The sequence below is a fragment of the Pseudocitrobacter corydidari genome (assembly GCF_021172065.1).
Taxonomy (GTDB): domain Bacteria; phylum Pseudomonadota; class Gammaproteobacteria; order Enterobacterales; family Enterobacteriaceae; genus Pseudocitrobacter; species Pseudocitrobacter corydidari.
This window is the reverse complement of record NZ_CP087880.1, coordinates 1,419,148-1,444,225: the sequence shown is the minus strand read 5'-3', so window position 1 is coordinate 1,444,225 and position 25,078 is coordinate 1,419,148. Positions and strand designations below refer to the sequence as shown.

Here is a 25,078-nt window from a genome sequence, read left to right as displayed (position 1 = left end):
TTTGTAAAACTGTTATAAGATGCTGGTTACTCAATCGTAAATCGGACAAAGCGATGAAAAAATACCAGCGGCTTGCGCAACAGATGACGGATCAGATAGAGAACGGCGTCTGGCAACCCGGCGACAGGCTACCGTCGCTGCGCGAGCAGGTGGTGAACAGCGGCATGAGTTTTATGACCGTCAGTCATGCTTATCAGTTGCTGGAAAGCCAGGGGCGAATCATCGCCCGCCCGCAGTCGGGCTATTACGTTGCGCCGCGTGCGGTGGTGCAGCGCCCCAGCCGTCCGCCTGTGCAGGTGATGCGTGATGAAGCCGTTGATATCAACACCTATATTTTCGAGGTATTACAGGCCAGCCGCGATGCGTCTGTGCTGCCGTTTGCCTCGGCGTTCCCTGACCCACGGCTGTTTCCACTGCCGCAGCTAAACCGCTCACTGGCGCAGGTAAGCAAAACCGCCACGGCGATGAGCGTGATTGAAAACCTGCCGCCGGGCAATGATGAGCTGCGTCATGCTATCGCCAGGCGTTACGCGTTGCAGGGCATAACGGTTTCTCCGGATGAGATAGTGATCACCGCCGGGGCGCTTGAGGCGCTGAATCTGAGCCTGCAGGCGGTGACTGAACCGGGGGATTGGGTGATTGTTGAGAACCCTTGTTTCTACGGTGCGTTGCAGGCTCTGGAACGGTTGAAACTGAAGGCGCTCTCGGTGGCGACGGATGTGAAAGAAGGTATCGATCTCGATGCGCTGGCGCAGGCGTTGCAAAATTATCCGGTGAAAGCCTGCTGGCTGATGACCAATAGCCAGAATCCGCTGGGTTTCACGCTGTCTCCGGAGAAGAAAGCGCAGCTCGTGGCGTTGCTGACGGCGCACAATGTGACGCTGATAGAAGACGATGTGTACAGCGAACTCTACTTTGGCCGTGATAAACCCCTCCCTGCAAAGGCGTGGGATCGCGACGACATGACGCTGCACTGTAGCTCTTTTTCCAAGTGCCTGGTGCCGGGTTTCCGTATTGGCTGGGTAGCGGCAGGCAAGCACGCCAGGCGGATTCAGCATTTGCAGTTGATGAGTACGCTCTCTACCAGTTCACCGATGCAGATGGCATTGGTGGATTATCTCGCCACCAAACGTTACGACGCGCATTTGCGACGCTTGCGGCGTCAACTGGCCGAACGTAAACAGCTGGCGTGGCAGGCGTTACTGCGTCATTTGCCGCCGGAAGTCAAAATTCACCATAACGACAGCGGTTATTTCTTATGGCTGGAATTGCCCGCCGGAATTGACGCAGGCGTACTCAGCGCGATGGCGCTTGAACATCACATTAGCATTGCGCCGGGCAAAATGTTTTCCACCACCGATAACTGGGCGTCCTTTTTCCGCTTTAATACCGCGTGGGGCTGGGGAGAGCGGGAAGATCGCGCAGTGGAAATACTCGGTAAACTCATTCGCCAGCTTCTGAATTAATTATTGGTATGATCAAACAATGGCCGTGGGTTATTTTATTCCGCCGCGGTCATAGGAAATTCGCATAGCCGCACCACGCCCTAACTCCTTGTCTATAATCCATATTCTGAGCAGGTCATCCTTTCATATACGCGGAATGCGTACTTTGTCACAACCTGCACAAATTTCTTCTCGCGCCCGCGAGGCCTTGAGTTACGCCATCTATTTTTAGTGAGGGAGATATTTTTACGGCACGGCTGCCGCTCAATTTCATTGTGACAGGAGTAAATCTTTATGAGCAAGAAATTTGCCTGCAGCAGCCTGTGCGCGCTCGGGATGACTATCGCTGTGGCGCACGCCGCCGAACCGCCTAAATCACTCGATAAAGGAGAAGGGCGTTTGGATATTATCGCCTGGCCGGGTTACATCGAACGGGGCGAAACCGATAAACAGTACGATTGGGTGAGCCAGTTTGAAAAAGAGAGCGGCTGCAAAATTAACGTTAAAACCGCCGCGACGTCAGATGAAATGGTGAGCCTGATGGCGAAGGGCGGCTATGACCTTGTCACCGCGTCCGGCGACGCCTCGCTGCGCCTGATTATGGGCAAACGCGTGCAGCCGATCAATCCTGAACTGATCGCTAACTGGAAAACCCTCGACCCGCGTCTGGAAAAGGGCGCCTGGTTTAACGTCGGCGGCAAAGTGTACGGTACGCCGTATCAGTGGGGGCCAAACCTGCTGATGTATAACACCAAAATATTCCCAACGCCGCCGGACTCCTGGAACGTTGTTTTTGTGAAACAAAACCTTTCGGATGGCAAATCCAACCAGGGTCGCGTTCAGGCCTACGATGGCCCGATTTATATCGCCGATGCGGCGTTGTTCGTGAAAGCCACGCAACCGGCGCTGGGCATTGATGACCCTTATCAACTGACCGAAGAACAGTATCAGGCGGTGCTGAAAGTGCTGCGCGATCAGCATGGGTTAATCCACCGCTACTGGCACGATACGACTGTCCAGATGAGCGACTTTAAAAACGAAGGCGTGGTGGCGTCCAGCGCGTGGCCGTATCAGGCTAACGGCCTGAAGGGTGAAGGTCAGCCGATTGCCACGGTCTTCCCGAAAGAAGGCGTCACCGGCTGGGCGGATACCACCATGCTGCATGCTGAGGCGAAACATCCTGTTTGTGCGTACAAGTGGATGAACTGGTCACTGACGCCAAAAGTGCAGGGTGATGTCGCGGCCTGGTTCGGCTCGCTGCCTGTGGTGGCGGAAGGCTGTAAAGCCAGCCCGCTGCTGGGCGAAAAAGGCTGTGAAACCAACGGCTATAACTTCTTCGACAAAATCGCATTCTGGAAAACGCCGGTGGCGGAAGGCGGGAAATATGTGCCTTACAGCCGCTGGACGCAGGATTACATCGCCATTATGGGTGGCCGCTGATCGCCCGGGAGTGAAACATGACGTACGCTGTAGAGTTTCATGATGTCTCCCGTCTGTATGGTGAGGTTCGTGCGGTGGATGGCGTCAGTATTGCCATCCACGACGGGGAGTTCTTTTCGATGCTGGGGCCTTCTGGCTCCGGTAAAACCACCTGCCTGCGGCTGATTGCCGGTTTTGAACAGCTTTCAGGCGGCGCGATTTCTATTTTTGGCCGTCAGGCCAGCGAACTCCCGCCGTGGGAGCGCGATGTGAATACGGTTTTCCAGGATTACGCGCTGTTCCCGCATATGTCGATTCTCGACAACGTGGCCTATGGGCTGATGGTGAAAGGCGTGGCGAAGAAAGCGCGACATGCGCGGGCGCGACTGGCGCTGGAGCAGGTGGCGCTGGGGTTTGCCTGGGATCGTAAACCGTCACAGCTTTCCGGCGGTCAGCGTCAGCGCGTGGCAATCGCGCGTGCGCTGGTCAATCAGCCGCGCGTTCTGCTGCTGGACGAACCGCTGGGCGCGCTGGATCTCAAACTGCGTGAACAGATGCAGGTTGAGTTGAAAAAGCTGCAACAGGAACTTGGGATCACCTTTATTTTTGTCACCCACGATCAGGGCGAAGCGCTGTCGATGTCTGGCCGGGTTGCGGTGTTCAATAACGGTCGCATCGAGCAGGTGGACACGCCGCGCGAACTCTATCTGCGTCCGCGCACGCCATTTGTCGCCGGGTTTGTCGGCACCTCGAATGTCTTTGATTCGGCGCAGGCGACAACCCTTTGCGGAATGAGCGGTGACTGGTCGCTGCGCCCGGAACATATTCGCCTGAATACGCCAGGGGAAATTCAGGCTCGCGGCGTGGTGCAGTCGGTGCAGTATCAGGGGGCCGCCACGCGTTTTGAACTGCTGCTTGAAGGTGGCGGAAAACTGCTGGTCAGTGAAGCCAACGTCTCCACGGATCTAACCCCCAGCGGGCCGCAAACCGGACAGACGGTGCTGGCGTCGTGGGCGCGCGACGCGATGGTGCCGCTGGATGGAGGGAGGTAAATGGAGATGAGTATCAGTAAATCCAGTGCTTCCGCCAGTTCCGCACGGCTTTCGGGCTTGTTCTGGCGCAAGCCCGCGCTGGGGCTCTTTTTATTGTTGCTCGGCCCGTTGATGTGGTTCGGCGTCGTTTACTTTGGTTCGCTGCTGACACTGTTGTGGCAGGGGGTCTATACCTTCGACGATTTCACCATGTCAGTAACACCGGATCTCACGCTGGCGAATCTTCGGGCGCTGTTTAACCCGGCCAATTACGACATCATTTTGCGAACGCTCACCATGGCCATCGCGGTGACGATTGCCAGCGCCATTCTGGCATTTCCGATGGCGTGGTACATGGCGCGCTACACTTCGGGAAAGATGAAGGCGTTTTTCTATATCGCGGTGATGTTACCGATGTGGGCCAGCTATATCGTTAAGGCGTACGCCTGGACGCTGCTGTTGGCGAAAGATGGCGTGGCGCAGTGGTTTCTCAACCATATGGGGCTCGGCGGCGTGTTGAGCGCAATTTTGACCGTGCCTGGCGTCGGCGGAAATACGCTATCCACCTCCGGGCTCGGGCGCTTTCTGGTGTTCGTCTATATCTGGCTGCCGTTTATGATCCTGCCGATTCAGGCTGCGCTGGAGCGTCTTCCGCCGTCACTGATGCAGGCCTCCGCCGATTTGGGCGCACACCCGCGCCAGACGTTTCGCTATGTGGTATTGCCGCTGGCGATCCCCGGCGTGGCGGCAGGCTCCATCTTTACCTTTTCACTGACGCTCGGCGACTTTATTGTGCCGCAGCTGGTGGGGCCGCCGGGATATTTTATCGGCAATATGGTCTATTCCCAGCAGGGGGCGATTGGCAATATGCCAATGGCCGCTGCGTTTACGCTGGTCCCCATCGTGCTGATTGCGCTTTATCTGGCGTTTGTGAAACGCCTGGGAGCCTTCGATGCACTCTAATCGCGCACCGTTGTTCGTTCGTATCGCAGCCTGGGGCGGCGTGGTATTTCTTCACTTCCCGCTGTTGATTATCGCTATCTACGCCTTCAACACCGAGGACGCCGCATTTAGCTTCCCGCCGCAAGGGCTGACGCTACGTTGGTTTAGCGAAGCTGCCGGGCGTAGCGATATCCTTGAGGCGGTGACACTGTCACTTAAAATTGCCTCGTTATCGACGGCTATCGCGCTGGTTCTGGGTACGCTGGCCGCCGCCGCGCTCTGGCGCAGTGAGTTTTTTGGCAAAAACGCCATCTCGTTGCTGCTGCTGTTACCGATTGCTTTGCCGGGTATCGTCACGGGTCTTGCTCTGCTCAGCGCCTTCAAAACGGTGGGGCTTGAACCCGGTCTGCTGACGATAGTGATAGGGCACGCCACGTTTTGCGTGGTGGTGGTATTCAATAACGTGATTGCGCGTTTTCGTAGAACCTCATGGAGCCTGGTCGAGGCATCGATGGATCTCGGGGCCAGCGGTTGGCAAACCTTTCGCTATGTCGTTCTGCCGAATCTGGGCTCCGCACTGCTGGCGGGCGGAATGCTGGCTTTCGCGCTGTCGTTTGATGAAATCATCGTGACGACCTTTACGGCAGGCCATGAGCGCACGTTGCCGCTGTGGTTGTTAAATCAGCTGGGCAGGCCGCGAGATGTTCCGGTCACCAACGTCGTAGCGCTTCTGGTGATGATGATTACAGCAATACCGATTTTAGGGGCATGGTGGCTGACTCGTGATGATGAGACAGCGGCCAGCGGTGGTAAATAACTCAATCAGACAGGATACAGCGATGCAACATAACTTATTGATTAATGGCGAGCTGGTAGCGGGTGAAGGCGAGACGCAGCCCGTGTACAACCCGGCAACGGGTGCGGTATTGCTGGAGATAGCCGAAGCGTCTCCTCAGCAGGTGAACGCGGCCGTGGAAGCGGCTGACCGTGCCTTCGTCGAGTGGGGGCAAACCACGCCGAAGCACCGCGCGGAATGTCTGTTAAAACTGGCGGATACCATCGAAGCGCATGCTCAGACGCTGGCAAAATTAGAGTCTCTGAACTGCGGTAAACCGCTGCACTGCGTACTGAATGATGAGCTTCCGGCCATTGTTGATGTCTTCCGCTTCTTTGCCGGTGCGGCGCGTTGCCTCAATGGCCTGGCGGCGGGAGAATATCTGGAAGGGCACACGTCGATGATCCGTCGCGATCCGGTCGGCGTGGTCGCCTCTATCGCCCCGTGGAACTATCCGCTAATGATGGCGGCCTGGAAGCTGGCCCCGGCGCTGGCGGCGGGCAACTGCGTGGTGATCAAACCGTCTGAAATCACGCCACTGACCGCGCTGGCGCTGGCTGAACTGGCGAAAGATATCTTCCCGGCAGGCGTGCTGAACGTGCTGTTTGGGCGAGGCAAGACGGTGGGCGATCCGCTGACCGGACACTCTAAAGTTCGCATGGTGTCGCTGACCGGTTCCATCGCCACCGGGGAGCACATCATTGCGCATACTGCCTCCTCGGTAAAACGTACGCACATGGAACTGGGCGGGAAAGCGCCGGTGATCGTCTTTGATGACGCGGATATTGATGCCGTGGTTGAGGGCGTGCGCACCTTCGGTTTCTACAATGCCGGGCAGGATTGTACCGCTGCCTGTCGTATCTATGCGCAGAAAGGGGTTTATGAGCGGTTGGTTGAAAAACTCGGCGCAGCGGTGGCCAGCCTGAAAATTGGCGATCCGAATGATGAGAGTACGGAACTGGGGCCACTGAGTTCGATTGCCCATCTTGAGCGTGTTAGCGCGGCGGTAGACAAAGCGAAAGCGCTGCCGCACGTCAAGGTGATCGCGGGCGGTCATAAGGCTGAGAGTAAAGGTTATTACTTCCTGCCGACGCTGCTGGCGGGCGCAAAGCAGCAGGACGATATCGTCCAACGTGAAGTATTCGGCCCGGTGGTGAGTGTGACCGCATTTGATGATGAAGCGCAGGTGCTGACGTGGGCGAACGACTCACAGTATGGACTGGCGTCCTCTGTGTGGACGCAGGATGTCGGTCGCGCACATCGCGTCAGCGCGCGGTTGCAATATGGCTGCACCTGGGTCAATACCCACTTTATGCTGGTGAGCGAAATGCCGCATGGCGGGCAGAAACTGTCGGGATACGGCAAGGATATGTCACTGTACGGGCTGGAGGATTATACGGTCGTGCGGCATATCATGGTGAAGCATTAAGGGCCGGGAAGTGGCTGAATTTACACAGCCACTTCCTTTATCGCGCTTTGAATCAGTGTGTTTTGGCAATCAGTGCCAACACTTTTTCAGTAAGCTTTTCCTCATAACCATCCTGCTCCGGATGGTTAAACTTAACCAAAGGGGCCGAGCTATTTTCTTCTTCATACGAATTGGCTACATATCCAGGGGTACCGCTCATCTTATTAATAACGTTCGTTAATACGGTTATAGCAATCCTGGACGCCTGAAGGTCAAGGCTTAGGTCGGCAATGGTTTTTTCTAGCGTTTCAACGCGTTCATTTAAATCAGACATTTTATCTCCTGGTCATCAGGAAGGATGAAGATTTTTTTTGTTACATTAAAACTATAGTTTAGATTAATGTGAGGGGATGAGAGACGTGTTTTTGACAGAAAAGTCTGATTATCTCATGGTGTAAGATTTACTATTCCGGAAATACTCGTTGTTATTAAATTAATGAATAAAAGCGTCATCCGTGACAGATATTCCAGCCGGAAAACGCTTGCGCGTAACCGTTGAGGTTGTCTTCGCCGTTTTCCGGTGGAAACCGGACTACGTCCATGAATATCTCTTCTACTCGAGATAAAGACAGTTCACATTAGCTGTTAAGATAGGGCAGGCATGCCGCGGCTTCCTGAGGATACTCAAAGCTCATCAGCCAGTTTCTGGCTTTGACGATCGACTGTATCCGTTCGTCCGTTACGCAACCTGCTTCCATCCGGGATAACTGCATAATGAGTGCATTTACGCTAATCTCTTTCTCGCTAAGTGCAAGGGCGAGTGCAGCTTCTCCAATAACAACCTGGCCTTTTTCGTCGTGTTGAATAGACAATTGTTAATCCTCCATTTCACGTTGATGAAAACCTCATAATTAATTCTAGATTATTTTTTAACGCTGAATTTATTATGAGAATTTTCTTTATGGCCAACTTTATTTGGGGTGATAATTTGAATATGTGGTTTTAGCTATTAAATAAAATAAAGGCCCTGTGCAGGGCCTGGCTTTTATTCTGGGCAGCGATAAACATTGCCAGATAAAGTAACATTGGTTTGTTCAGATGAACCCGTACCGCCGTAAGCACTACCGGTTTGACCCGCTCTTTGGGTAATGAGCGCGACCACATTTCCTCCCATATCTGCCGCTTTGTTTTTCAGATCGTTACGCGCGCCAGTTTCAAGATTGCTGTTTGATGTCCAGCCGCCAGTAAAGAAGTTACCCTGGCTCCCGGTGATGTCGCCGAGGAATTTACATTCGCGACCCGGTTCATTATTGGTGACTCTAACGTGTGCAGCATTACTCTGTACGCTATTTGCACTACAGCCAGCCAGGCCGAGAACAAAAAGTGCTATCATGGTTTTTTTCATTGTGACTATCCGATTGCGATTTTTCTGACATAGGCTAATCCAGTTTTTAGTGATAATCAATGTCAGTAATTAATGTAAGTGACTAATCCTTAATGAGTAGTAGGCAATCAATTTGTCTTTTTCGATTTTTCTGATGCAGTAAGAATGGCCATCTTGTTGGTTTTTTGTGTTTATAAATTGTAAATTTATAGTTAATTCTTTTCGGATTTTTCAATCTGAACTATAGTGAGTTAACGAAGCAAAGATTTAATAATACGTCCTGCTTCCACCCACTTACCGAGGGAAGCATGAACGACAACGTATGTGATTATATTCTATTGACAGCCCTTCGGGACTGTATCGAACTTAGAAAAACCATGAATACCCATGGGCTTAGTGATGAAAAAGGGGCGCTAAGTTCTGTTTCCTGCCTTCTGGATTTTCTCAGCTGTAGACGTAAATATGGCCTGACGAGAGTCATTGATTTAAAAAAATCCTCTACTGCGGAACGTACTATCGGTGTGACGTTATCTCTTCAACTGGGGCATGCCATCCGTGTTGAACATATATATACGCAGCGTCAGTGGGCGCTTTGGTTTATCGAGAAAGTTGACGATGGTTTAAACGATAGAGAATTACTCTCTTTCATTGACCGACACTACAGATTGATATTGGTGACCTTAGTTCAGTACAGAGCGTTACGAAAAATTATTATTCCCCGTGTCGGTTTTGCTCGATTTGATTACATTAACCTCAGACTGGACAAACCTGGGCTGATTTTCCCTGCGTTTTCGACACAGCTTCACTGAGTACACCGCGTTATCGCGTTTTTCTCCGCATGCAAGACGTCGACATATTTGAAATATTCTGTTTCTCATAGTGATTATTCATTTGCTGGAGTTTTTTTCTGCGAAGACTACGCTTAGAGAGATATCCTGAATCGGGAGGGGGTATGTTAACTCACTCTGAAGCGAAACGCTGGGCAGCGGTAATGCTCAAATCCGCCTTGTGTGATGGCATGCAGACAGAAGAGATATCACGGCAGATACATCTGGTATGCGACCATCATGGTAAAGAGTGCCTTGAGGAACTCATTGAGGAAATCTTGAAGGAAGCAGGGCGACTAGGCCCCAGACATAGCTCTGGCGAATTAGCACATCATTGAATCAGACGTTCATAAACCGCCCCCGGGCGGTTTATCTTTGGGCTATACCTGTTGGCATTACACAGCGCTAGCGACCGCCAGGCCCCCCGTGACCATTGCCTGGCCCACCTGAGTGTTGGCCTCCATGTCCGCCAGGACCACCGTGCCCACCCGGCCCCCACCATGGTGCGCAACCGCTGACGGTTGCCGTCGCCAGAATAATGGCAAAGACCATCGCAAATTTTTTCATAACGCTTCCTGATACATTCTCTAATTGAACGCGGCATGTATAACACAGGTCTATATATCAGGATCGCAACGAGCTGTAATCTTCACAGAATCTCCCTGATTGCTGGTTCTTCAACCGTTTTATTCCGTGGGTGAAATGCCTGGATTGATGACGAGTGAACAGTACGGCAAGTCCGCTTTCAGACTGCGGGAGTAGAGAACAGAAGAGGTAATATTGCGTCGGGTGCTTGAGGCTATCTGTCTCAGGCAAATACCAAGCGGCAGATAGAGAAAAGCCCCAGACCACATTCAGCGTCCTGCAAGACGTTAAATATTAATCTGAGGCGATTTCTACATGCGACACATGAAGATTAGCCTCTTACAGACCTACGGGTCAAGGAGAAGCAGGCTATGAAACGGCAGCGTTCGGGCTTAATTGCCCTGGTTATCATCTGTATCACCGTGATTTTTGCGGTGTTGGCGATGCGGAAGGATCTCTGCGAGGTCCACTTCCGGACAAACCAAACGGAGGTTGCTGTTTTCACCGCGTGTGACTCCAAACAGTAAGAGACAAGGCGGGGAGTTATCCCCGCCAATCTCATGTGCTGGCAGGTATCTTCAATGCACCCTTTTTTTTGAGTTTTTGAACAAGCAGCCATAAAAAAACCTCCGTTTTTTATCCATCGCACGTTTTATCGTCGTTTTAGCCGTTTACATCAAAGAATCGCCCCATCGCTCTGGTTATGTTGGTTTTTCTGCCTGAAATATTACCTCAGGTTATGGCTTCGTATTGCACAGGGGACACTTACCGATGGGTGCTAAACCACTAACGCTTTCTTTGGACGGGCAGGAGCCTGTGATACTGGACCGCGTGTCAGCAACGCTTGGGCACGATGGTATGGATATCCGGGCGCTGAATCAGTCTCGCTTATACGGCTTTGATCCCGGTTTTTCTAACACGGCGGGCTGTCAGTCAGCGATTTCCTATATCGATACGGAAAAAAGCATTCTGCTACACCGTGGTTACCCGGTTGAGCAACTGGCCAGTCAGTGCGACTTTCTGGAAGTGGCTTACATTTTGCTGGAAGGCCACGCACCGGACGAATCCCGTTATCAGGCCTTCCGACAAAACATTACGCGGCACACGCTGGTGCATGAGCAGATGTCAAAGATGTGCAGCGGTTTTCGTCGCGACTCGCATCCGATGGCGTTGATGTGCGCCATGGTGGGGGCGCTGGCGGCGTTCTATCACGATGTGCTGGATGTGGAAAATCCCGAACACCGGGCGCTGGCGGCTACGCGATTACTGTCTAAAATGCCGACGCTTGCGGCAATGAGCTATAAATTTACCATCGAACAACCCGCGCAATATCCGCGTAACGATCTCTCCTATGCGGGCAATTTCCTGCACATGCTGTTTGCGATTCCCGCGGAGAAATATCAGCTTAATCCGGTGATTGAACAGGCGATGAACCAGATTCTGGTACTGCACGCCGATCATGGTCAGTGCGCATCGACCACGACGGTTCGCGCGGCCGGGTCATCGGGTGCGAATCTGTTCGCCTGCGTGGCGGCAGGGCTGGCCTCACTGTGGGGCCCGATGCACGGTGGTGCGAATGAAGCCAGCATGCGCATGCTGGAAGAGATTGAAACGGTCGATCAGGTACCGGCGTTCCTTCGCAATGCGAAGCGGGACCCGCAGGCGTTTCGCCGTTTGGGATTTGGTAACTCGCGTTATCGCAATCTTGATCCTCGTGCGGCGATCCTGCGCGATACCTGTCATTGTGTGCTGAAGGAGCAGGGGATGTCCGACAGTCTGCTACAGGTTGCGATGGCGCTCGAAGAAGTGGCGTTGACCGATCCCTGGTTTGTTGAAAATGGATTGTCGCCAAGCGTGGATTTCTACACTGCGGTGATCCTGAAAGCGATGGGCCTGCCATCTTCCATGTTTGTGGTGGTAGCCGCGGTGGGCCGTACGCTGGGTTGGGTGGCTCACTGGAACGAAATGCATCAGTCCCCGCTGACTATCTACCGTCCGCGCCAGATTTATACCGGCGAAACGCAACGGGATTATGTCTCTCGCCGCAGCAGTAAATAACGAACTCGCTTTGCCAGCCCTCGTCTGAGGGCTGAATTATTTACAAAACTAATATTCCTGAACATTAAAAACTTATCGATAAAACGGTGATAGGTTAACCGTTCGTACCTCAGCACATCTTGATCAGCTTTATGAATACTACTACTGTATATAAAAACAGTATCTGGTGTTTACGGTCATGATGTACAAACTTGCAGAACAACGCGAGAGCGTAATTACGCCTCTTTTCAGTGAATTAGTGCCATGCGGCTTTCCCAGCCCGGCACGCGACTACGTTGAGCGGGGAATCGATCTCAACGAATTTATGGTGGCGCATCCCAGCGCGACCTATTTTATCCGCGCCACGGGCGATTCGATGATCGACGCGGGTATCGGCAATGGTGATTTGCTGGTCGTTGACAGCGCGAGAACCGCCAGACACGGCGATATTATTATCGCCGCTATCGATGGCGAATTTACCGTCAAGCGGTTACAACTGCGTCCGGTGATCCAGTTAGTGCCCTGTAATCCGGCCTATGCGCCTATCTGCATTAACGAAGATATGCCGCTGGATATCTTTGGTGTGGTGACGTTTATCGTGAAAGCGGCCTGCTGACTATGTTTGCGCTGGTGGATGTGAACAGTTTTTATGCCTCCTGCGAAACGGTGTTCAGGCCGGATCTCAAAGGCAAACCGGTGGTAGTACTGTCAAATAACGACGGCTGCGTCATTGCCCGTAGCGCAGAGGCGAAATCGCTGGTGGCGATGGGCGTGCCCTATTTTAAACAGAAGGAGCAGTTCCGGCGTCATGGCGTGGTGGCATTCAGCAGTAATTATGAGCTGTATGCCAATATGTCGGAGCGGGTGATGTTCACCCTGGAAGAACTGGCGCCGCGTGTGGAGATCTACAGTATCGATGAAGCATTTTGCGATCTTACCGGTGTCAGAAATTGTCGTGATTTAACCGATTTTGGTCGGGAGATTCGGCAGACTATTGCTCAACGCACCCATCTGACGGTAGGCGTGGGGATCGCGCAAACCAAAACCCTCGCCAAGCTTGCAAATCATGCCGCCAAAAAATGGCAGCATCAAACGGGCGGCGTGGTTGATCTCTCCAGTCTCGAACGGCAGCGTAAACTGATGGCGGCGTTTCCGGTCAGCGAAGTATGGGGCATTGGGCGGCGGATCGGCAAAAAGCTGGAAGCGATGGGTATCAAGACCGTTTTGGATCTCGCGGATACGGACATCCGCTTTATTCGCAAACATTTCAGCGTGGTGCTGGAGCGCACGGTGCGCGAATTACGCGGTGAACCGTGCCTGGAACTGGAAGAGTTTGTGCCGGTGAAGCAAGACATCATTAGCTCCCGCTCATTTGGTGCGCCGGTAACGGATTACGAAGATATGCGTCAGGCTATCTGCGAGTACGCCTGCCGGGCGGCGGAGAAGCTGCGTCAGGAACATCAGTATTGTCGGTTTATTTCGGCATTTATTAAAACATCGCCGTTTGCCGCCGGGCAGCCCTATTACGGCAACAGTGCATCGGTAAAGCTGCTGACGCCCACCCAGGATAGCCGCGATATTATCCATGCCGCGACGCGCTGTCTGGAGGTTATCTGGAAAGAAGGGCGACGTTATCAGAAAGCGGGCGTCATGCTGGGGGATTTTTTCAGCCAGGGCGTTGCACAGCTGAATCTGTTTGATGACAACGCGCCGCGCGCGGACAGTGAAGCATTAATGAACGTGTTGGATGCGATTAATCATAAGACCGGGCGCGGGACGCTCTATTTTGCCGGGCAAGGTATCGCGCAGCCGTGGCAGATGAAACGAGAACTGCTCTCGCCGCGTTATACCACGCGCATGTCAGATATTGTGTGTGCGCGGTAGTGAAAACAGTTCCAGCGCGATCGCCGCTTCCAGATGCTGGTCAAAGGCGTCGTCGTTAATATCCGTCATGCCCAGCGCGTACATGCCGTCCAGCCCACAAACCAGCGCAATCAGCCGCCAGGCAATGTGCTCGGGGCTATCGCGCAGCGTAAACTCCTGCGCCGCGTGGCCCTGGCGGATAATCGCCGTGGTTTCATCATGCCAGATATGCATGGTGAGAATATAAGCAGCCTTGATGTCGGGATCTTTCGCGGCAATCAGCTGCGCTTCCCGCCAGAGGCGAATATAGGGCTCAAACCCGCCGTCATCGCTGCCAAGCATCGAGCATAAGCGTTCACGCCACGTGGCGTTTTCCGGCAACGGATTAGCATCCAGCAGGGTACGGGTTAAGCGAATAAACGCCTGGGCTTTGAGTTCGCCTGCCGAAGCAAAATGGTGATGGACCTGGCCTGTGGCAACGTTGGCTTCCGTAGCGATCCGCCTGACGGTCATTGCCGGGAAACCTTCGGCCAGCGCCACGCGCATCGCCGCCTGCATAATTTCTTCCCGTCGTTCGTCCTTACTCAGATAACCCATAATTTTTCATCCTCAATAACCGCGCAACGAGTTTAACAAAAAGCTGGACAGTTGTTCAACTTTCCGTAGGATCGCGTTCTGGACGGATGTCCAACTTTAATAAATGAGGGAGAGTTATGTTTCGTCAGTGGTTAGCGTTAGTGATTATCGTGCTGGTCTATATTCCGGTCGCCATCGATGCGACGGTGCTGCATGTGGCGGCGCCGACGTTGAGTATGACGCTTGGAGCAAGCGGCAACGAATTACTGTGGATCATTGATATCTACTCGCTGGTGATGGCCGGAATGGTACTGCCGATGGGGGCGCTGGGCGACCGCATCGGTTTTAAACGCCTGCTGTTGCTTGGCAGCGGATTGTTTGGCCTGGCGTCGCTGGCGGCAGCGTTTGCGCCAGATGCCGGTTGGCTGATTGCGGCGCGCGCGGTGCTGGCGATTGGCGCAGCAATGATCGTCCCGGCGACGCTTGCCGGGATCCGTACACTGTTTATCGATGCGCGTCATCGTAACATCGCGCTTGGCGTCTGGGCTGCGGTTGGTTCCGGCGGGGCAGCCTTTGGCCCGTTGATTGGCGGCATGCTGCTGGAGCACTTCTACTGGGGCTCGGTGTTCCTGATTAACGTTCCAATCGTGTTGCTGGTGATGGCACTTTCCGCGCGCTTCGTGCCGCAGCAGCCGGGCCGACGCGATCAGCCGTTGAACCTGAGTCACGCCATTATGCTGATTGTGGCGATCCTGCTGCTGGTGTATAGCGCCAAAACCGCGATGAAAGGGCTGGTTGCGCCGTGGGTTATCGGCGGGGCGTTCGTGACCGGCGCGCTGTTATTAACGATGTTTGTTCGTATCCAGCTTCGTGCGGCGAAGCCGATGATCGATATGCGTCTGTTCAGCCACCGCATTATTCTCAGCGGCGTGGTGATGGCGATGACGGCAATGATTGCGCTGGTCGGTTTTGAGCTGCTGATGGCGCAGGAACTGCAGTTTGTACATGGTTTCACGCCGTTTGAGGCCGGGAAATTTATGCTGCCGCTGATGGTAGCTAGTGGTTTCAGCGGCCCGATAGCCGGTGTGCTGGTTGCGCGTCTTGGCCTGCGTACTGTGGCAACGAGCGGCATGGCGCTGAGTGCGCTGAGCTTCCTTGGGTTGTCGATGCTGGATTTCAGCACCCAGCAATGGCAGGCGTGGGGGCTGATGGTGTTGCTCGGCTTTAGCGCCGCCAGCGCCTTGCTGGCGTCAACGGCGGCGATTATGGCCGCCGCGCCGAAGGAAAAAGCAGCGGCTGCCGGGGCGATTGAAACCATGGCGTATGAACTGGGTGCCGGGTTAGGTATTGCCGTCTTTGGCTTACTGCTGAGCCGCAGTTTTTCCGCGTCCATTATTCTGCCGGAAGGGCTGACGGGCGATATCGCCGCGCGCGCATCGTCGTCGATTGGCGAAGCGGTTAAGGCGGCGCAAACCCTGACGCCGACGCTTGCCGAGGCCACAATTAATGCCGCACGTACCGCGTTTACCTTCTCGCACAGCGTGGCGTTAAGCAGTGCCGGGATGATGCTGTTACTGCTGGCGGTCGGGATGTGGTTTAGCCTGGCAAAAGCGGGGAAACCGTAAGAGAAGGAGAGGCTGCCGACAGGATGTCGGCAGCTTTATGTGACACTGTCACTTATCGCTGAGATCGCTCAACAGTACGGCAATACTTCTGCCGCCGATGGTTTGCTCAAGGGCAATCTTGACCACAATGGTGAGCGGTACCGAAAGCAGCATTCCCACTGGCCCAAGCAACCATCCCCAGAAGATCAACGACAGAAATACCACCAGCGTTGACAGCCCCAGCCCGCGTCCCATGATGCGCGGTTCGAGGATGTTACCGAACAGCAGGTTTATCAGCAGATATCCTGCCAGCACAATCAGCGCCTGATAAAACCCGCCAAAAACCAGCACCTGTAAAATCGGCGGGATCGCCGCCAGCACGGAACCGATGTTAGGGATATAGTTCAGCGCGAAGGCGAGCAGGCCCCAGACAAATGCGAAACGTACGCCCAGCGCTTCCAGCATGCCCCACGCCACCAGGCCGGTCACCAGGCTTATTGCCGTCTTCAGCACCAGATAATGCGACACGCTTTGGATAGCGCGCTGGATAGCCGCCATTCCTTCTGTCGGTTTGACCATCAGTTGCTGGAGTTTGGCCGGAAGCTGCGGCACTTCCAGCAGCATAAACACCACGGTTAACAGCAGCAGGAAAATCGAAGACATCGCGTTAGATAGCTGTGTCAACAGGCTGGTGACAAAGGTCATCGCGGCGTTTGGATCGATATATTTAATCAACTCATCCGCTGAGACCGTCACGCCAAAGCGCTCCAGCCAGGGCTGAATATTCTGCAGCGGCACATGTAAAGAGGAGCGATACTGCGGCAACGTGCGCGCCAGCTCGTTAAGCGAGGTGCCCAGTGACGCCAGCAGCAGGACGGCAACCATAATAATCAGGCAGATCAGTAAAGAGATAGCCAGCACGCGAGGAATGCGCCAGCGGGTCATCAGCTGTACCACCGGGTTAAGCACCACGGCGATAAACAGCGCCAGCACGAAGGGAACGATGATATCCGCCGCGAAACGGATACCCGTCAAAATGATGACCAGCATGCCCAGCATGATGACAATTTTTAATCCATTAAGCGTAATGATGGGCTTGGCCATAAGGGTTCCTGAAAAAAGTGTACAACAAGCCTGAATATCATAATTGCGAACGGTCTGAGAGGGAACTCACTTAGATCTAATATTTATGGTAAAGATCTGAAAATATTTTGAGTTAATCAGAAGGTTGTGCTAAAAATTAGCTGTGTTTAACTACCGAGGACAATTTTTTTCCGCAACGAAGAGAAGCAATACCGCGGATAATTGTATTTTTATGGACAATCAGTTCAAAACTTTCATTTCTACTCACACTGCTGTTTTACCTTTCTCCAGCTCGCTTTGTGCCGAGCAGCACTGGCGCAACGCGCTTTAGTCTCTTTCTTCTGCCTGATCTGACGCCCGCCGTCAGGACTCATTACAACCTGGATTTTACGGTTTGCACCTCGCTGTGAGCCGCAACGGAATATATTCTCAAGCAGGAGAAATAACATGTTTTATTGGATTCTTTTATCCCTTGCGATCGTCGCTGAAATTATCGGCACGCTGTCTATGAAATGGGCTGCCGTCAGTAATGGCTCGACTGGTTTTATTTTGATGTTGGTGATGATTGCCATCTCTTATATTTTCCTTGCCTTCGCGGTGAAAAAAATCGCGCTGGGTGTGGCCTATGCCTTGTGGGAAGGCATCGGTATTTTGCTCATCACGCTGTTCAGCGTCATGTTGTTTGGTGAATCACTGTCAGCGATGAAGATTGCCGGTCTGGTGACGCTGGTGGCGGGGATTGTGTTGATTAAATCCGGTACCCGTAAAGTGAAATCTCAGCCGGTGGAGGCTCACCATGCAACAGTTTGAGTGGATTCACGCCGCCTGGCTGGGGCTGGCTATCGTGCTGGAAATTATCGCGAATATCTTTTTGAAGTTTTCAGATGGTTTTCGCCGCAAATTCTATGGCGTTCTCTCAATTACCGCAGTACTGGCCGCGTTTAGCGCGTTGTCGCAGGCGGTAAAAGGTATCGATCTCTCCGTGGCCTATGCGTTATGGGGCGCCTTCGGGATTATGGCTACGCTGGCGGCGGGCTGGATCCTGTTTGGTCAACGCCTGAATAACAAAGGCTGGATGGGCCTCGGTCTGCTGATAATCGGCATGGTGCTGATTAAAATGGCCTGATGGATGGGCGCTGCGTTTGTCAGGCCTACAAAATGCAAAAGTGTTGTAGGCCAGGTAAGCGTAGCGCCACCTGGCACAAAGATTACTCTGTCGCCAGCGCTTCCAGCTTGTCGCGAAAACCCGTCACCGAAATAGCCCGGTTATCCGCGCGCCAGCGATCTTTCGGCCCCGGCGCGGAACTCTGTACCGCAATCAACTGCCAACCATTGTCTGTTTTTAGCATCAACGGTGAACCACTATCGCCCGGTAGCGTATCGCACTGATGCGATAGCACCGACGTTTGCGCCCAGCCGGTCACTACGCAGTCGCGATGACTATAAAGCGAATCAAGATGATCTTCCGGATAGCCTGATTGCGTCACTTTACGGTCCGCCGCCTTCAATGCGGCAGTGAGGGCGGCTTTATCACCCTCAAACAGCGGCAGCGGCGTAATTCCCCCCGGCGGATAACGCAAAATAATTAAGCCAAAATCCCACGGCGCGGCGGCAGACGGAACAATCCAGCCATCGCCATCGGGCTTCAGACGCTTGCCAAGTGAAGCGTCCACTCGACCTTCAATACCGTGAATTTCATAACGCCAGACGCCTTTCTGTGACACGAAGCGTAGCGCGACGGCTTTATCCGGCTTGCCATTAGGGGGCGTCAGTAAACAATGTCCGGCGGTTAACGCCAGATGGGGCGAAATGAGGGTGGCGGTGCACAGGTTACCACTGACGGTTTCCAGTTGACCGATAGCATCCCAGGGGGAATCTGTTGCATCGGTCACAAGGGTGCGATCGTCCTGACCGAAAAACAGCGTTTTGACATCTTTCGCGCTCATGCCGCTATCGCTGTCATCCGCATGTACAGCCATCGACAGCGCGCTCAACGATCCCAGTAAAACGAAAACAGCTCTACGCATATCACTCTCTGGTGGGGTAATTATGATTATAAAAAGTTAAACCCAATGTGATTACTATAGACGGGACAAATGAAAAGGGGGAGCAAAATCAGCGAACTACGCTCAGTAAAGGAAAAACCTTGTCGCAATCAGTGCGCAGATGATGAGTAAAGCCAGGATGAGCTCGAAACGATAGCGCCGCAACATCATTGCTCTCCAGGAAAAAATCGGCGCTGAAACAGCGCCGATTTGTCATCAGAACGATACGAACGGTGACGATTACGCAGCAGGCTGAGAAGCAGGTTTAGCGGCTTCGTGTTTTACTGCTTTTTTATGATGTTTTTTTGCTGCCTGCGCTTTCTGCTCAGCAGCAGCCGGTTTTGCGGCTTCATGTTTTTTGTGTTTCTTAGCGGCTTGCGCTTTCTGTTCTACCGGTTTGGTCGCTTCGGTTTTAGCGGCTTTTTTGTGGTGTTTTTTTGCAGCCTGCGCTTTTTGTTCTGCGGCGGCTTTCTGGTGTTTTTTGTGATGCATGGTTTTTGCCGGTGCCGCTTTAGTGGTTGCGCTAGCAGCCGGTGCCGGAGCCGCGGTAGTTTCAGCAGCGAATGCAGCAGATGACAGACCCATAGCAGCGGCAACAACCAGAGCTAATACTTTTTTCATTCTCATACCCTCGAATTGGTTTTTTCATTCAACCCCACTGCGGGGCCGTTGAAAGAACTATATCCCTGAGTTATCAGGCTTTCCGTGAGTGATTGGTATCGGCGTGTAACGGAATGTACAACGCCGGAGGAGAGCCCTTCGGCGTGAGGAGAATTACAGATAGCGGGCGGTTAAATGTTCGCGGAAATAGCGGCTGTTCAGGTCCTCGCCCGTCGCCTGCTGAATAAGCTGTGAAGTGCCAAAGCGGCTACCATGCTGCCAGATGTTTTGGCGCAACCACTCAAACAATGTGCTGAAATCACCGCTGGCAATACGTGATTCGAGATCGGGCATTGCATTACGCGCGGCGTGCATCAACTGTGCGGCGTACATTGCGCCCAGCGTGTAGGACGGGAAATAACCGAAACCACCGTCGGTCCAGTGAATATCCTGCATACAACCATCGCGATAGTTGCCTTCCGTCGAGAGCCCCAGCCAGTGACGCATTTTTTCATCCCACAGGGCAGGAATGTCATCTACTTCAATCTCGCCATCAATCAACGCGCGTTCAATTTCGTAACGCAGGATCACGTGCGCCGGATAACTCACTTCGTCGGCATCAATACGAATAAAGCCCGGTTTCACGCGCTGGTTCCACGCAACAAAGTTTGAGGCCTCAAAAGCGGACTGCGGGCCAAACTGCGCCACGACGGCAGGCAACAGGTGCTGTAAAAACGCGTCGCTGCGTGCCAGTTGCATCTCAAAGAACAGACTTTGCGATTCGTGGATGGCGGTAGACCGTGCATACGATACCGGCTGCCCCAGCCAGTTACGCGGCAGATTCTGCTCATAGCGCGCATGCCCGGTTTCATGGATAACGCCGAACAGGGCGCTTAACAGGTCATGCTCGTTATAACGGGTAGTGATACGCACATCTTCCGGTACGCCGCCGCAGAAAGGGTGTGCGCTGACATCCAGCCGACCGGCGTTAAAATCAAAGCCGAGGCGCTTCATCGCTTCCAGCCCCAACTGGCGCTGATGCTCCACCGGGAACGGGCCCTGCGGGGCGATCAGCGTTTTGCTGGCCTGCTTTTCTACCGCTTTGGTTAACAGTTCCGGCAGCCAGGATTTGAGATCGCCAAACAACACGTCCAGACGTGCGCTGGTCATGTCAGGCTCAAAAATATCCAGCAGCGCATCATAGGGCGAGCAGTTTTTGGCCTGCGCACGGATACGCGCCTCTTCCCGGCTGAGTTTGACCACTTCTTTTAAATTTTCCGCGAAGCCCAGCCAGTCGTTGTTAGGGCGCTGTGTCCGCCAGGCGTGCTCACAGCGGCTACCTGCCAGCGATTTGGCTTCGACCAGGCTTTCCGGCAACAGGGCGGCCTGTTGATAATGACGCGCCATTTCACGCAGGTTTGCCTGTTCAAGATCGTTAAGATTTTCCTGTTCTGCGTTGCGTAGCCACTCACCAACCTGTTTATCGGTCAGGATCTGATGCTGCAACACGCCCAGTTCTGCCAGCGCTTCGCTACGCGCATTGCTGCCGCCCGGCGGCATCATGGCAAACATATCCCAGCCAGCGATGGCGGAAAGGTGTGAAAAACGGGAGAGACGCTGGAAGGTGCGGGTGAGGTGTTGGTAGTTTTTGTTTTCCATAGTGCCCTGTTTTCTATAAAAGAGAAGGCGGCAGGCGCCGATAGATTCAGATCTATCACAGGGCGGTAAGCGGGCGCAAAAAATTCGCGCCCGTAGCCATCAATGCAATCGTCTGTGCAGCAACGTTCCGACCAGCAGCGCCGTGACCAGCAGCAGGGCGATAAACGCGCCGACGCCGTTCCAGCCGTAGCGGTGCCAGAACACGCCGCCGAGCGTCCCGGCGATGCTGGAACCCAGGTAGTAGCTGAAGAGATAAAGCGATGAAGCCTGGCCTCTGGCGCGACGCGCGCGGGGGCCAATCCAGCTGCTGGCGACCGAGTGCGCGGCAAAGAAGCCAGCGGAAAACAGCAACATGCCGGGGAAGATGACCCACAAAGGCGAGAACAGCGTCAGCAGCAGGCCGAGCAGCATTACGCCGGTGAAGAAGATCATCACCGGGCCGCGACCGTAGCGGGTTGTCATCACGCCCGCTTTTGGTGAACTCCAGGTTCCGGTGAGATAAGCGACAGAGAGCAGGCCAACTACCGCCTGATTCAGTGACCAGGGTGAGAGCATCAGGCGATAGCCGATGTAGTTAAACAGGGTGACGAATGCGCCCATCAGCAGGAAGCCTTCGACAAACAGCAGCGGCAGGCCGCGATCGTGCCAGTGCAGACGGAAATTAAGCAGCAGCGTTTTCGGGCGCAGGGAGGAAGGGCGGAAATGGCGCGATTCCGGGAGGATCTTCCAGAACATAATTGCCGAGGCTAGCGCGAAGGCACTGATCACCGCCAGAGCGATACGCCAGCCGAAGAAATCGGTGAAAACCCCGGTGAGCAGGCGTCCGCTCATTCCGCCAATTGAGTTTCCGCTAATATAGAGGCCCATCGAGAAGGCGACGAAACTGGGGTGGATCTCTTCACTGAGGTAGGTCATCCCGACCGCCGCCACGCCGCTGAGCGATAAACCAATCAGCGCACGCATGATCAGAATACCATGCCAGCTGGTCATCATCGTGGAGAGCAAAGAGCAGCACGATGCCAGCAGCAGCGCGGTTACCATCACCTGTTTGCGGCCAATGGCATCGGAAAGCGGCCCGGTAAAGAGCAGCCCAATCGCTAACATCGCCGTGGAAATCGACAGTGAAATACTGCTTCCCGCAGGCGAGATACCAAACTCATGTGACAGCACCGGCAGAATCGGCTGAACGCAGTAGAGCAGGGCAAAGGTCGCCAGCCCGGCGGAAAAAAGTGCGAGGGTAACCCGAATAAACTGAGGTGTGCCGCGAGTAATAAACTGGTTCGGCCTGGATGGGGCATTGTCGCGGACATCGATAGCCGGTTCGTTGTCTGCGGTGGTTGTACGGCTCACGGGAAGATCCTTGCTTAAAAACAAAAGGTAATAGCGATGTAGGTCACATAATTAGAGTAGGAAATCGCGAATATTCTGTCTAATATATTAATAATCTCAATTGATATGTAACAAATATGAATATCGAGCTGCGCCATCTGCGCTACTTTATTGCGGTAGCGGAAGAGCTTCATTTTGGTCGTGCTGCTGCCCGTCTGAACATCTCTCAACCACCGCTAAGCCAGCAAATTCAGATACTTGAACAGCAAATTGGCGCCCGTCTGTTTGCCCGCACCAACCGCAGCGTTAACCTCACGGCGGCGGGAAAGCAGTTTCTTGCCGATAGCCGCCAAATTATGCTGCTGGTCGAAGAGGCCGCTGCCCGTGCCGGGCGTTTGCATCATGGTGAAACGGGCGAGTTGAATATTGGTTTTACCTCTTCGGCGCCCTTTATTAAGGCGGTGTCTGATACGCTCTCGACCTTTCGTCGTCGCTATCCCGATGTGCATATCCAGACGCGCGAAACCAATACCCGTGAGCAGATTTCGCCGCTTACTGAAGGTTCGCTGGATCTCGGTTTGATGCGGAACACGCAGCTTCCTGACACGCTGGAGTGGGAGGTTATTCTACACGAGCCGCTGCTGGCGATGATTCATCATGAGCATCCGTTAGCGAATCAACGCGCGGTGAGTCTGACAGAGCTTGCCGATGAGCCTTTTGTTTTCTTCGACCCGCACGTGGGAACAGGTCTGTATGATGATATTCTGGGCCTGCTGCGCCGCTACGGCGTGACGCCGCGCATGACCCAGGAAGTGGGCGAGGCGATGACCATTATTGGCCTGGTGGCGTCCGGGCTTGGGGTGTCTATTCTTCCGGCGTCGTTTCGGCGGGTGCAGCTTATGGAAATGCGCTGGGTGCCCATCATTGAAGAAGATGCGGTTTCAGAAATGTGGCTGGTGTGGTCTAAACATCATGAACTTAGTCAGGCAGCCCAACGCTTTAAGCAACAGCTGCTGGCTGCGGCAAAGATAAGCATTTCTGACGAAAAAGCATGAAAAAATGTGCGGCAAATCACAAGGCTAAGGAAAACTTTGGCGTACCCCATTGAAGTCCTTCACCATAGCCCTGAGATTATTTCGAAGCGCGAAAATAAAGGGAGTCTACGGTGGTAGCGGACAGTCAGCCAGGCCATATCGATCAAATAAAGCAGACTAATGCGGGCGCGGTGTATCGCCTGATTGATCAGCTTGGCCCGGTGTCGCGTATCGACCTCTCCCGGCTGGCGCAACTGGCACCTGCCAGTATTACCAAAATTGTGCGTGAAATGCTCGAAGCGCACCTGGTGCAGGAGACTGAAATTCAGGAACCTGGCAGCCGTGGGCGTCCTGCGGTGGGGCTCATGGTTGAGACGGAAGCGTGGCATTATCTGGCGCTGCGTATCAGCCGGGGTGAAATTCATCTCGCTCTGCGCGATCTCAGCAGCAAGCTGGTGGTGGAAGAACGTCTCGAACTGGCTCTCCAGGACACGCAGCCGCTTTTGAAGCGTATTATCACGCAAATCGATCAGTTCTTTATTCGCCATCAGGGGAAGCTGGAGCGGTTAACGTCCATCGCCATTACGCTTCCCGGAATCATTGATACGGAAAGCGGAATTATTCATCGGATGCCGTTCTACGAGGACGTGAAAGAGATGCCGCTGGGTGAAACGCTGGCGGCGCATACAGGCGTACCTGTTTATATTCAACATGATATCAGCGCATGGACCATGGCTGAGGCGCTGTTTGGCGCATCACGCGGGGCGCGGGATGTTATTCAGGTGGTGATTGATCATAACGTGGGCGCGGGAGTAATCACCGACGGTCGTTTGCTACATGCGGGCAGCAGTAGCCTGGTGGAGATTGGCCATACGCAGGTCGACCCGTATGGTAAGCGTTGTTACTGCGGTAACCACGGTTGCCTGGAGACCATCGCCAGCGTAGAGAGCGTGCTGGAGCTGGCGCAGGTGCGTATGCACCAGTCGATGAGTTCGATGCTGCACCAGCAGCCGTTGACGGTGGAATCGCTGTGCCAGGCGGCGGTCAAGGGCGATTTACTGGCGAAAGATATCATCACCAGCGTCGGCACCAACGTCGGGCGCATCCTGGCTATCATGGTGAATTTATTCAATCCACAAAAAATACTTATCGGTTCGCCGTTTAATCAGGCTGCCGATATCCTCTTCCCGGCGATCAGCGACTGTATTCGTCAGCAGTCACTTCCGGCTTACAGCAAGCATATCTCCGTTGAACAGACCCAGTTCTCAAACCGTGGCACGATGGCCGGGGCGGCGCTGGTCAAGGATGCGCTCTATAACGGATCGCTGCTGATTCGACTGTTACAGGGTTAACATTTTTTCACTGTCGCGCA

Annotated in this window: 28 protein-coding genes; 17 read left to right on the top strand and 11 right to left on the bottom strand. The window is 53.8% G+C overall.

Annotated elements, in window-relative coordinates:
* The first annotated feature begins 53 nt into the window (after positions 1 to 53).
* From G163CM_RS06680 to patD, 6 genes are all read left to right on the top strand, one after another.
* Positions 54 to 1,466, top strand: coding sequence for an aminotransferase-like domain-containing protein (locus G163CM_RS06680; protein WP_015964504.1), 1,413 nt, complete (start codon positions 54 to 56; stop codon positions 1,464 to 1,466).
* Between the two features lie 273 nt (positions 1,467 to 1,739).
* Entirely contained in the window at positions 1,740 to 2,885 is a 1,146-nt protein-coding gene (gene ydcS, locus G163CM_RS06675; protein ID WP_231827325.1) for a putative ABC transporter substrate-binding protein YdcS, read from the top strand.
* 17 nt (positions 2,886 to 2,902) lie between these two features.
* Entirely contained in the window at positions 2,903 to 3,916 is a 1,014-nt protein-coding gene (locus G163CM_RS06670) for an ABC transporter ATP-binding protein (RefSeq protein WP_231827324.1), read from the top strand.
* Positions 3,917 to 4,858, top strand: a complete 942-nt coding sequence (locus tag G163CM_RS06665; protein ID WP_231827323.1) for an ABC transporter permease — start codon at positions 3,917 to 3,919, stop codon at positions 4,856 to 4,858.
* Entirely contained in the window at positions 4,848 to 5,654 is an 807-nt protein-coding gene (locus G163CM_RS06660) for an ABC transporter permease (RefSeq protein WP_015964500.1), read from the top strand. Before G163CM_RS06665 ends, G163CM_RS06660 begins: the two co-directional genes overlap by 11 nt.
* Positions 5,655 to 5,676: 22 nt before the next feature.
* Positions 5,677 to 7,101 (top strand): aminobutyraldehyde dehydrogenase, encoded by a 1,425-nt coding sequence (gene patD, locus G163CM_RS06655; protein WP_231827322.1) that lies wholly within the window; start codon positions 5,677 to 5,679, stop codon positions 7,099 to 7,101.
* Between the two features lie 52 nt (positions 7,102 to 7,153).
* Here patD and G163CM_RS06650 read toward each other — a convergent pair whose 3' ends face one another.
* The 3 genes from G163CM_RS06650 to G163CM_RS06640 all read right to left on the bottom strand — a co-directional run bounded on the left by G163CM_RS06650 (position 7,154) and on the right by G163CM_RS06640 (position 8,485).
* Positions 7,154 to 7,414 carry a hypothetical protein gene (locus G163CM_RS06650; RefSeq protein ID WP_231827321.1) on the bottom strand — a complete coding sequence of 87 codons (261 nt, stop codon included), beginning with the start codon at positions 7,412 to 7,414 and terminating at the stop codon, positions 7,154 to 7,156.
* 304 nt (positions 7,415 to 7,718) lie between these two features.
* Positions 7,719 to 7,952, bottom strand: a complete 234-nt coding sequence (locus G163CM_RS06645; RefSeq protein WP_015964496.1) for a hypothetical protein — start codon at positions 7,950 to 7,952, stop codon at positions 7,719 to 7,721.
* A 173-nt stretch (positions 7,953 to 8,125) separates the two neighbouring features.
* A complete protein-coding gene (locus G163CM_RS06640; protein ID WP_231827320.1) occupies positions 8,126 to 8,485 on the bottom strand; it encodes a DUF4156 domain-containing protein in 360 nt (119 codons plus the stop codon).
* Positions 8,486 to 8,772: 287 nt separating this feature from the next.
* Between G163CM_RS06640 and G163CM_RS06635 the strand changes: the two genes are divergently transcribed.
* Positions 8,773 to 9,273, top strand: coding sequence for a hypothetical protein (locus tag G163CM_RS06635; RefSeq protein WP_231827319.1), 501 nt, complete (start codon positions 8,773 to 8,775; stop codon positions 9,271 to 9,273).
* A gap of 423 nt (positions 9,274 to 9,696) precedes the next feature.
* Here G163CM_RS06635 and G163CM_RS06630 read toward each other — a convergent pair whose 3' ends face one another.
* Positions 9,697 to 9,858, bottom strand: a complete 162-nt coding sequence (locus G163CM_RS06630; RefSeq protein ID WP_231827318.1) for a hypothetical protein — start codon at positions 9,856 to 9,858, stop codon at positions 9,697 to 9,699.
* 389 nt (positions 9,859 to 10,247) lie between these two features.
* Between G163CM_RS06630 and G163CM_RS06625 the strand changes: the two genes are divergently transcribed.
* The 4 genes from G163CM_RS06625 to G163CM_RS06610 all read left to right on the top strand — a co-directional run bounded on the left by G163CM_RS06625 (position 10,248) and on the right by G163CM_RS06610 (position 13,797).
* The gene (locus tag G163CM_RS06625) at positions 10,248 to 10,403 is read left to right on the top strand and encodes a Hok/Gef family protein (protein WP_149465145.1); all 156 of its coding nucleotides are present in this window, start codon (positions 10,248 to 10,250) and stop codon (positions 10,401 to 10,403) included.
* A gap of 244 nt (positions 10,404 to 10,647) precedes the next feature.
* Complete coding sequence (locus tag G163CM_RS06620; protein WP_231827317.1) at positions 10,648 to 11,934, top strand: citrate synthase; 1,287 nt, start codon at positions 10,648 to 10,650, stop codon at positions 11,932 to 11,934.
* Between the two features lie 178 nt (positions 11,935 to 12,112).
* Positions 12,113 to 12,529 (top strand): translesion error-prone DNA polymerase V autoproteolytic subunit, encoded by a 417-nt coding sequence (gene umuD / locus G163CM_RS06615; protein WP_231827316.1) that lies wholly within the window; start codon positions 12,113 to 12,115, stop codon positions 12,527 to 12,529.
* A 2-nt stretch (positions 12,530 to 12,531) separates the two neighbouring features.
* On the top strand, positions 12,532 to 13,797 hold the full coding sequence (locus G163CM_RS06610) for a Y-family DNA polymerase (RefSeq protein WP_231827315.1): 1,266 nt from the start codon (positions 12,532 to 12,534) through the stop codon (positions 13,795 to 13,797).
* On the opposite strand, the gene G163CM_RS06605 is transcribed toward G163CM_RS06610, so the two are convergent.
* Complete coding sequence (locus G163CM_RS06605) at positions 13,774 to 14,373, bottom strand: TetR family transcriptional regulator (protein WP_231827314.1); 600 nt, start codon at positions 14,371 to 14,373, stop codon at positions 13,774 to 13,776. The genes G163CM_RS06610 and G163CM_RS06605 overlap by 24 nt on opposite strands.
* Positions 14,374 to 14,489: 116 nt before the next feature.
* Here G163CM_RS06605 and G163CM_RS06600 point away from each other — a divergent pair, with 116 nt between their 5' ends.
* On the top strand, positions 14,490 to 15,977 hold the full coding sequence (locus G163CM_RS06600) for an MFS transporter (RefSeq protein WP_231827313.1): 1,488 nt from the start codon (positions 14,490 to 14,492) through the stop codon (positions 15,975 to 15,977).
* 48 nt (positions 15,978 to 16,025) lie between these two features.
* On the opposite strand, the gene G163CM_RS06595 is transcribed toward G163CM_RS06600, so the two are convergent.
* Complete coding sequence (locus G163CM_RS06595) at positions 16,026 to 17,060, bottom strand: AI-2E family transporter (protein ID WP_015964480.1); 1,035 nt, start codon at positions 17,058 to 17,060, stop codon at positions 16,026 to 16,028.
* A gap of 211 nt (positions 17,061 to 17,271) precedes the next feature.
* On the opposite strand from G163CM_RS06595, the gene G163CM_RS23540 reads away from it, so the two are divergent.
* The 3 genes from G163CM_RS23540 to mdtI all read left to right on the top strand — a co-directional run bounded on the left by G163CM_RS23540 (position 17,272) and on the right by mdtI (position 18,165).
* Positions 17,272 to 17,370 (top strand): protein YdgV, encoded by a 99-nt coding sequence (locus G163CM_RS23540; protein ID WP_420851396.1) that lies wholly within the window; start codon positions 17,272 to 17,274, stop codon positions 17,368 to 17,370.
* 116 nt (positions 17,371 to 17,486) lie between these two features.
* Positions 17,487 to 17,849: a multidrug/spermidine efflux SMR transporter subunit MdtJ gene (gene mdtJ, locus G163CM_RS06590; RefSeq protein WP_015964478.1), complete on the top strand. Its 363-nt coding sequence runs from the start codon at positions 17,487 to 17,489 to the stop codon at positions 17,847 to 17,849.
* Positions 17,836 to 18,165, top strand: coding sequence for a multidrug/spermidine efflux SMR transporter subunit MdtI (mdtI, locus tag G163CM_RS06585; RefSeq protein WP_015964477.1), 330 nt, complete (start codon positions 17,836 to 17,838; stop codon positions 18,163 to 18,165). Before mdtJ ends, mdtI begins: the two co-directional genes overlap by 14 nt.
* 82 nt (positions 18,166 to 18,247) lie before the next feature.
* On the opposite strand, the gene G163CM_RS06580 is transcribed toward mdtI, so the two are convergent.
* The 5 genes from G163CM_RS06580 to G163CM_RS06565 form a co-directional block, all read right to left on the bottom strand.
* Positions 18,248 to 19,066, bottom strand: coding sequence for a trypsin-like serine peptidase (locus G163CM_RS06580; protein WP_231827312.1), 819 nt, complete (start codon positions 19,064 to 19,066; stop codon positions 18,248 to 18,250).
* 102 nt (positions 19,067 to 19,168) lie between these two features.
* Positions 19,169 to 19,252, bottom strand: coding sequence for a small membrane protein YdgU (ydgU, locus tag G163CM_RS23600; RefSeq protein ID WP_459349919.1), 84 nt, complete (start codon positions 19,250 to 19,252; stop codon positions 19,169 to 19,171).
* A gap of 72 nt (positions 19,253 to 19,324) precedes the next feature.
* A complete protein-coding gene (gene asr / locus G163CM_RS06575) occupies positions 19,325 to 19,705 on the bottom strand; it encodes an acid resistance repetitive basic protein Asr (RefSeq protein ID WP_231827311.1) in 381 nt (126 codons plus the stop codon).
* 153 nt (positions 19,706 to 19,858) lie between these two features.
* A complete protein-coding gene (locus G163CM_RS06570) occupies positions 19,859 to 21,343 on the bottom strand; it encodes a carboxypeptidase M32 (protein ID WP_231827310.1) in 1,485 nt (494 codons plus the stop codon).
* Between the two features lie 99 nt (positions 21,344 to 21,442).
* Positions 21,443 to 22,693 carry an MFS transporter gene (locus G163CM_RS06565; protein ID WP_231827309.1) on the bottom strand — a complete coding sequence of 417 codons (1,251 nt, stop codon included), beginning with the start codon at positions 22,691 to 22,693 and terminating at the stop codon, positions 21,443 to 21,445.
* A gap of 116 nt (positions 22,694 to 22,809) precedes the next feature.
* Here G163CM_RS06565 and G163CM_RS06560 point away from each other — a divergent pair, with 116 nt between their 5' ends.
* Both G163CM_RS06560 and mlc read left to right on the top strand, forming a co-directional pair.
* Positions 22,810 to 23,727, top strand: a complete 918-nt coding sequence (locus G163CM_RS06560; protein WP_231827308.1) for a LysR family transcriptional regulator — start codon at positions 22,810 to 22,812, stop codon at positions 23,725 to 23,727.
* Positions 23,728 to 23,837: 110 nt separating this feature from the next.
* On the top strand, positions 23,838 to 25,058 hold the full coding sequence (mlc, locus tag G163CM_RS06555; RefSeq protein ID WP_015964470.1) for a sugar metabolism global transcriptional regulator Mlc: 1,221 nt from the start codon (positions 23,838 to 23,840) through the stop codon (positions 25,056 to 25,058).
* Positions 25,059 to 25,078: the final 20 nt, after the last annotated feature.